9 protein-coding genes are annotated in these 7077 nt (G+C 43.6%); 5 read left to right on the top strand and 4 right to left on the bottom strand.

The features are described 5' to 3' along the window. Positions 1-214: 214 nt before the first annotated feature. The 4 genes from B9G53_RS20645 to B9G53_RS20630 all read right to left on the bottom strand — a co-directional run bounded on the left by B9G53_RS20645 (position 215) and on the right by B9G53_RS20630 (position 4442). A complete protein-coding gene (locus B9G53_RS20645) occupies positions 215-508 on the bottom strand; it encodes a helix-turn-helix transcriptional regulator (protein ID WP_094535353.1) in 294 nt (97 codons plus the stop codon). Positions 509-510: 2 nt separating this feature from the next. Continuing rightward, positions 511-867, bottom strand: coding sequence for a type II toxin-antitoxin system RelE/ParE family toxin (locus B9G53_RS20640; protein ID WP_094535352.1), 357 nt, complete (start codon positions 865-867; stop codon positions 511-513). A gap of 291 nt (positions 868-1158) precedes the next feature. Continuing rightward, entirely contained in the window at positions 1159-4191 is a 3033-nt protein-coding gene (gene pruA / locus B9G53_RS20635; protein WP_094535356.1) for an L-glutamate gamma-semialdehyde dehydrogenase, read from the bottom strand. Between the two features lie 5 nt (positions 4192-4196). Next, complete coding sequence (locus tag B9G53_RS20630) at positions 4197-4442, bottom strand: hypothetical protein (RefSeq protein WP_094535351.1); 246 nt, start codon at positions 4440-4442, stop codon at positions 4197-4199. A 30-nt stretch (positions 4443-4472) separates the two neighbouring features. On the opposite strand from B9G53_RS20630, the gene B9G53_RS28140 reads away from it, so the two are divergent. From B9G53_RS28140 to B9G53_RS28135, 5 genes are read left to right on the top strand one after another with little or no spacing between them, the layout of a single operon-like run. Beyond that, on the top strand, positions 4473-5777 hold the full coding sequence (locus B9G53_RS28140; RefSeq protein ID WP_217901644.1) for a tetratricopeptide repeat protein: 1305 nt from the start codon (positions 4473-4475) through the stop codon (positions 5775-5777). Between the two features lie 59 nt (positions 5778-5836). Continuing rightward, positions 5837-6094 carry a DUF2281 domain-containing protein gene (locus B9G53_RS20620; protein WP_094535350.1) on the top strand — a complete coding sequence of 86 codons (258 nt, stop codon included), beginning with the start codon at positions 5837-5839 and terminating at the stop codon, positions 6092-6094. Continuing rightward, the gene (locus B9G53_RS20615) at positions 6094-6486 is read left to right on the top strand and encodes a type II toxin-antitoxin system VapC family toxin (protein WP_094535349.1); all 393 of its coding nucleotides are present in this window, start codon (positions 6094-6096) and stop codon (positions 6484-6486) included. The genes B9G53_RS20620 and B9G53_RS20615 overlap by 1 nt, the downstream gene beginning before the upstream one ends. 38 nt (positions 6487-6524) lie before the next feature. Next, on the top strand, positions 6525-6791 hold the full coding sequence (locus B9G53_RS20610; RefSeq protein ID WP_217901643.1) for a DUF2281 domain-containing protein: 267 nt from the start codon (positions 6525-6527) through the stop codon (positions 6789-6791). A 17-nt stretch (positions 6792-6808) separates the two neighbouring features. After that, positions 6809-6913 (top strand): XisI protein, encoded by a 105-nt coding sequence (locus tag B9G53_RS28135; protein ID WP_217901642.1) that lies wholly within the window; start codon positions 6809-6811, stop codon positions 6911-6913. The last annotated feature ends 164 nt before the right edge of the window (positions 6914-7077 follow it).

Genomic DNA, 7077 nt, shown 5'->3' with positions numbered 1-7077 from the left:
AAAGTTTTTTTCTCCCACCTGCCAACGCTATTATTTGCTCCCTGCACCTGTTTCGTAATTGTTTTTCTCATTCCATTACGAGCGGAATGTGGGTTTGAAAATTACCCTCGATTAACATAGCGATCGCATCTTCTAAGCACAAACTGCGATCGCGATCGCACAGCGTTGTTTTTTTGCTCAGTAGTCTGAATTATGGGTTTAGACCACGGAGAATTTAAATAACATCAACTAAATCTATCTTAATTCTTTTACCTACTGCCCTAGCTGCTTTATCTAAAGTTCGTAAAGTTACAGAATCATACTCAGGATCTAGTAAGCGATCTAGTGCTGCACGGCTAGTTTGCATAGACTTAGCCATCTTGGATTTAGTTAAGCCTCGTTCCTTCATTGCTTGTTCAACTTGCCAAGCTAAAACACGCTTCAGTGCAACTTCTGTTACTTCGTTTAAAATTCCTTCCTGTTCTAGAAAGTCATCAAAAGCAGAACCTAAATGACAATTGTTAGACATGGTTAACTCCTCGCTTTATTTTTAAACTCAATTTGGCGCTTGATGGCTAAATTCAAATCTTCTTTAGGTGTTTTTTGCGTTTTCTTAGTAAACCCGTGCAGAAGAATCATTTGCTCTCCTTCCACACAAAACAAAACTCTGGTGATCGTATTTTCAAGGTTAGTACGCACCTCATACAATCCTTTACCCATTGGGCGACAGGTAGGCATTCCGATAGGAAATCCAAACTCAACTGTTTTAATATCTTCTCCTATTTTTTGTCTATCTTCTTTCGATAAAGTCATCAGCCAATCTCTAACAGGTTCTTTGCCAGATTCGGTTTTGAAAAAGCTTGCTTTAATTCTCTTAATATTGCTCATAGGAAAATCAAGCGCAAGCTCATAAAAGATAGAAATTAAGTTGTAAATAAGTGAGTATTTAGCTTTGTTTATACTATTGTATCATTTTTGGTACGCTAAAACGTCAAAATGCAAGTAGAATATAGCGCTTTTGTCCTAGATATTCGCCTCTTCTAACCACAAATTAAGATCGTGATCGTACAGCGTAGATTTTTGTTCGATAATCTGGGTCATAGGTTTAGGCGATGCGATACAGCATTTATAAAGTATATCTCAAAGAACAAGGGGCTTAAGCCCCTTGTCTGAATCTAATTACTCAATACCGTCAAGAGGTGCAAAGCCTTGACGCTGAGTATTTTCGGTAATTGACCTTGGCTCTAGGAACTGCAATAGATAATCGCGTCCGCCAGCTTTGGAACCAATACCGCTTAGCTTGAAACCGCCGAAGGGATGACGATCTACCAATGCGCCTGTGATGCCGCGATTGATGTAGAGATTGCCCACTTCAAACTCGCGATAGGCACGTTCGATATGGGAAGGAGTGCGCGAATATAAGCCGCCAGTGAGAGCGAAGTTCGTACCATTCGCGATCGCTAAAGCCTCATCAAAACTATTCGCCTTGATTACCGCCAGTACAGGACCAAAAATTTCCTCTTGGGCGATCGCACTGTCAGGATCGACATCGCCAAAGATAGTTGGTGGCACATAGAAGCCGTGATTGGGAACTTCTCCTTCAAAGGCGAGTGTCGCAGTTTCTTTACCCTTGGCGATGTAGTTGAGAATGTTCTGCTGGGCGGCTCCATCGATCACAGCGCTGAATTTAGTATCAGGGAGGTGGGCTTCACCAACCTTTAGCGATCGCGTGGCTTCCACCAGACGCTCTAGGAAGTTGTCATAAACGGGAGCGAGAACGATCGCTCTCGAACAAGCGGAACATTTCTGACCTGCGAAACCGAAGGCAGAATTTATTACGCCCACTACGGCTTGATCGAGGTCGGCGCTTTCATCGATGATGATGCCATTTTTGCCACCCATTTCGGCAATGACGCGCTTCATGTGTTTCTGCTTAGGACGCAAAATCGAGGCTTCGGTGACGATTTGGCAACCGACTTGTTGGGAACCTGTGAAGGCGATTAGATGCACATCGGGATGCTTGACTAAATGGGAACCAATGGTGGAACCTTTGGCGGGAAGATAGGTAAATACGCCTGTGGGTAAGCCTGCGGCTTGGAGAACTTCCGCGATTTTGGCACCAATTACAGAGGACTGTTCGGCGGGTTTGAGAATGACGGTATTGCCTGCGGCGATCGCAGCCACGCTCATACCCAAGGCGATCGCAAAGGGGAAATTCCAAGGCGAAATCACGACCACCACGCCACGAGGTTGATAGATGTAAGTATTATCTTCTCCTGGGAGATTGCGCTGTACTCCCGATTCCAGACGTTCCATTTCCTTGGCATAGTAACGACAGAAATCGATCGCTTCGGAGACTTCGCCATCACCTTCGCGGATCGGTTTAGCCACTTCCCAGCAAATCCACGCAATTAACTCTTCGCGTTTCTCTTCCATGATGTCGGCAGCTTTACGGAGAATATCACCCCGTTCTTTTGCGCTAAGTTTCTTCCATGATGCAAAGGCAGATTTTGCGGATTTAACAGCTTCTTCGGCTTGGTCGATGCTGGCTAGTCCGATCTTGCCGACAACTTGCGAAGAGTTAGCAGGATTAACGGACTCGATGTAGGTTTCCGTTTCTACCGCTTGACCATTGATGATTGGCAAATAGGTCTTACCAAGTTGGCGGCGCACCTGTTGTAAGGCAGTTTGGGCGGCTTCGCGTTCTTGCTCAATCGCATAGTCGCGATCGCTAGAATTTACAAAGCCATCAAAAATATTCAGAGCAGGAGCGCCATTGTAATTCGCATCCCGTTCCGTCATCACAGGTGCAGCAATTAATTTACCAATATCAACACCTTCACCACTGATTCTCAAAAAGGAACTATTGGCAGTATTTTCTAATAGGCGGCGAATTAGGTAAGACATTCCCGGAATCAAGTCGCCAAAGGGACAGTACACGCGCACCCGATAGCCCATATCCGCGATCGCCTTCGCAAACTTGTCACCCATGCCATAGAGACATTGAGCTTCAAAGGCGCGACTGGGGATATTTAGAGTTTGAACAATGGCGATCGCCTTAGCTAAAGATCTCGCATTATGGCTACCGATCGCCGCATAGAGATATTGATGATTTTCGAGCAGAATCTGAATCAAGCGCTCATAATTGGCATCGGTGGAAACTTTATCAGAAAATACAGGAATAGCCCAACCCTGCTGATAGGAGCGAATCGTTTCCCGATCCCAATATGCTCCTTTGACGAGGCGCACAGTCACGGGCTTACCGCGTTGTTTTGCCCATTCGACTAGTTCTAATAAATCCTGCTCACTGTCGCGCAAATAGCCTTGCAGCGTAATTCCCACATCGGTGCGATCGCGGAATTCTGGTTCCATTAGAACTTGTTTAAGAATCTGCAAAGTGAGCGATTTGAACTCATACTGCTCCATATCAAAATGGATGCCACAGCCTAAAGCTTGCGCTTTACGCAATAAAATTCTTGCTGGTTCGCTGACTTTCTCTGTGGTTTTAACTGGATCGAGAGGATCGAATTGAGAATAGAATGCACTCAATTTTACGGAAACCTGAACCCGCTTTAGCTGTTCGCTATCCGCTTTATCAATCTGATCGATCAAGCCCCAATTCTTAGCTTTATTAGACAAATCCTCCATCATCGCAATATAGCGATTGAGATATTCACCTGCTTCTAGTTCGCTAATCACTGCCTCACCAAGCAAATCCATCGTAAAAGCAAAGCGATCGCGCCGCAGTTTCTCAATGGATTTTGTCGCCTCTGACAAGTTCTCACCGCAAATATAGCGCTTAGCCAGAGTTCCTACGGCTGTTGAGAGAGTTGTTGCGGCAGCCGTAGCTGTGATCGAATTAGGATTATCGGTACTGAAATTCAATAAAGCACGCAAAGCGGGAACTTCTACGGCATCACTGGCGAGATATTCCTGCATGTGCCGCGCAATTTCAGCTTTACTTTGCAATGCGGGTAAGCAATCGATCAATCTAAATAATTGCACCCGTAAGCCTTCATTTTCCATTGTCCAAGCCATGAGCTTGTCATCAAGGCGCAATTCATCCTTAATTTGCGATAATTTTGACCAAAAGGAACCTTTCTCGTTGCCACTTAAAATCTTCTTCGCGATTTCCTGTGTCTTCGCTTCATACTTAGAGATATCTAGAGAAGTATCAAAACTTCTACCTACTTGCTTCGTTTGGCTAGCCACAACTTTTATCCATAATCCTTGCAATCAATTAGTATAGCTAGCAACCATCCTGAACTTATTTTAAGCTTTTTTAGTTGAAGTTGGAAACTTAGAGGTATTGATTCGCTCTCTACAAGGGTTAGCAGCGATCGCGATAGTTTAAAAGTCAAGTTAAATTGTAGAGAAGCCATGACAAAAAGAGGGGGTAATGGCGATCGCGGATTTGCTTGTGAAAACTGCGTAGCCTTGTAATTATTCAAGAAATTAATCATAATTGGTTTAGTCAGATAATATTTACCTTTATGACCGATCCTTTAGCCGAAAAACTTGGTATTAACGTTCAAGGTGGAACGGTAAATGTTCAAAACCTCAACATTGGTATTGCGGCAAGACTTGAACAGTCGGGTGATCGCGTCAGGATTTTGGTGGTAGCAGCTAATCCGTTAGGATCGTCGCCTCTGAAGTTAGACCATGAGGTGAAAACCATCCAAGAGGCGTTAAGGCGATCGCGCAAACGGGATAATTTTGTCGTGGAATATCGGCTAGCGGCTACTCCTTCAGAATTGCGTCGTGCTTTGTTGGATTTAGAACCCCATGTTTTGCATTTTAGCGGTCATGGTGCGGGAGAGCAGGGTCTATTGTTTGTAAGTGATGAGTCGGCGGGAGCGATCTATCGTTCGGATAGTGGCGAGGTGAGATCGCGCTCCATTAATACTAATGAAATTAAATTTGTTCCCGCGCAACCACTGGCGAACTTGTTACAACTTTGCGATGAACATCTGGAATGTGTGGTTTTAAATGCTTGTTATTCAGATGTACAGGGAGATGCGATATCGGCAAATATTCCGTTCACGATTGGGATGCGTGATCTGGTTGAGGATCATGTGGCGATTAAGTTCTCACAGGGGTTTTATGATGCGATCGGGGCAGGGAAGGTTTATGAAATGGCTTTTAAGTGGGGGAAGGTAGCGATCGAGTTCGATTTGGCTAATAATGAAGCATCTCAAATTCTCATTTTAAGAAAGAAGCGTTCTCTGTCAGCTAGTGAATATTTCAATCGCGCCTACGATAAATCACAAAATGGAGACAAACAAGGGGCGATCACTGACTACAATGAAGCTATCCGTCTCAATCCTTATTATGTCGCTGCTTATTCCAATCGCGGGATTGCGAAGCGGCAATCAGGAGACAAACAAGGAGCGATTGCCGACTACAACGAAGCTATCTGTCTCAAGCCTGATTATGCTCATCTCTACTACGGTCGAGGGTTTGCGAAGGATGATTTAGGAGACAAACAAGGAGCGATCGCCGACTTCAACGAAGCCGTCCGCCTCAAGCCTGATTATACTGCTGCTTTCTACATGCGAGGGTCTGCGAAGGATGATCTAGGAGACAAACAAGAAGCGATCGCCGACTACAACGAAGCCATCCGCCTCAATCCTGAGTATGCTAATGCTTACTACAGTCGAGGGTTAATCAAAAGAGAAAGAGGTGAAAAACAAGAAGCATTGGCGGATTTTCGGAAAGCATCAGAACTCTTTCAACAGCAAGGCAATACAGAATGGTATAACAAATCTCTCGATAGAATTAAAGAACTAGGAGGCTGATGACTGAGGCGATGGAATACAATGTTAAGAGCCAAGCAATGAGGCAATGGAGGTAAATTATGAGTCCTTTATTAACTAAAGTTTTAGCCGAAGCAACACAACTCAACCCCCAAGAGCAATTACAACTAGTTTCGCATTTGATAAATATTTGGCAGCAACCACCACACCTCAATGAAATATCTAATCAAATATCTACCGATAAAACCACTACAAGCCCAACATTAAGCCGTAAACATCTTTTTGGCTGCATGAAAGGCAAAATAAAAATGGCTCCAGATTTCGATGCTCCCCTTGCTGATTTTGCTGAGTATATGTGATGAAATTATTACTAGATACACATATTTTGATTTGGCTGCTAGAGGGCAATCAAAACCTTAGCCCTAAAGTCAGACAGGTAATAGAAGATGAAACAAATAGTCTGTATCTCAGCATAGTGAGCCTATGGGAAATTGCGATCAAAACCAGCCTTGGCAAACTCCAATTAGAACTTCCACTAGAAAAGATTATCTGTGATTTTGTGTTGCCTAGTGGAATCAAGATTTTACCAATTGATATTGCACATTTACTAACACTACAAAACCTACCGTTTCACCATCGAGATCCATTTGATCGTCTATTAATTGCTCAAGCAAAATCAGAAACTTTAACCTTAATTTCAGAAGATCACGTCTTTCATCAATATCAGGTAAATGTACTGGGGCAGAAGTAAAGCAGATAAAATATGATAGGTCAAATTAAGATTAGCCTATGAATATGACACAACAAGAACTATTTAAAGCCTTCGAGTCATTACCCACCGAAGCCCAACGCCAAGCCCTAAACTTCATCGCCTTCTTACAACAAACATACGCTCCAGCGACCTCCAAATCACAAAAAACAGAAATTGATTGGACGAACGATCCTTTTATAGGAATGTGGCAAGAGCGTCAAGATATTGAAGACAGCACAACATGGGTACGTAATAGTCGAAACAGCGAGTGGTCACAAGGCAATGACAAATCTAAGCATCATTGAATTGAGGAGATAGAACAATGGATCGATTAGAACGTTATCGCCAAATTGTGCGTGCATTTCTAGAAGAATATGCCCAAGAAAGCGTCTCACCTAATGAAACCGTCGCTCATCTGGGGAAGTAGGTGAAATGGCAAAATAGGAGGAAGTCATTTTCATGAATCGACAGAGAAGCGATGATCAAATTTCCGCTGACCGAATTGTTAGATGACCAAGCGTGCTATGAATGGTTATTAAAGATCCTGCATCCGCAGGGTTTGCATTGTCCAAGTGGACACGCAATACCAGC

Source organism: Pseudanabaena sp. SR411 (assembly GCF_002251945.1).
Classification (GTDB): domain Bacteria; phylum Cyanobacteriota; class Cyanobacteriia; order Pseudanabaenales; family Pseudanabaenaceae; genus Pseudanabaena.
Note: the sequence above shows the minus strand (reverse complement) of the source record. Positions and strands in the feature narration are given on the sequence as shown.

Bases quoted from the DNA above. Each gene is read 5' to 3' on its own strand.
- B9G53_RS20645 (WP_094535353.1), bottom strand. From the start codon at position 508: ATGTCTAACAATTGTCATTTAGGTTCTGCTTTTGATGACTTTCTAGAA.
- B9G53_RS20640 (WP_094535352.1), bottom strand. From the start codon at position 867: ATGAGCAATATTAAGAGAATTAAAGCAAGCTTTTTCAAAACCGAATCT.
- B9G53_RS20630 (WP_094535351.1), bottom strand. From the start codon at position 4,442: ATGATTAATTTCTTGAATAATTACAAGGCTACGCAGTTTTCACAAGCA.
- B9G53_RS28140 (WP_217901644.1), top strand. From the start codon at position 4,473: ATGACCGATCCTTTAGCCGAAAAACTTGGTATTAACGTTCAAGGTGGA.
- B9G53_RS20620 (WP_094535350.1), top strand. From the start codon at position 5,837: ATGAGTCCTTTATTAACTAAAGTTTTAGCCGAAGCAACACAACTCAAC.
- B9G53_RS20615 (WP_094535349.1), top strand. From the start codon at position 6,094: ATGAAATTATTACTAGATACACATATTTTGATTTGGCTGCTAGAGGGC.
- B9G53_RS20610 (WP_217901643.1), top strand. From the start codon at position 6,525: ATGAATATGACACAACAAGAACTATTTAAAGCCTTCGAGTCATTACCC.
- B9G53_RS28135 (WP_217901642.1), top strand. From the start codon at position 6,809: ATGGATCGATTAGAACGTTATCGCCAAATTGTGCGTGCATTTCTAGAA.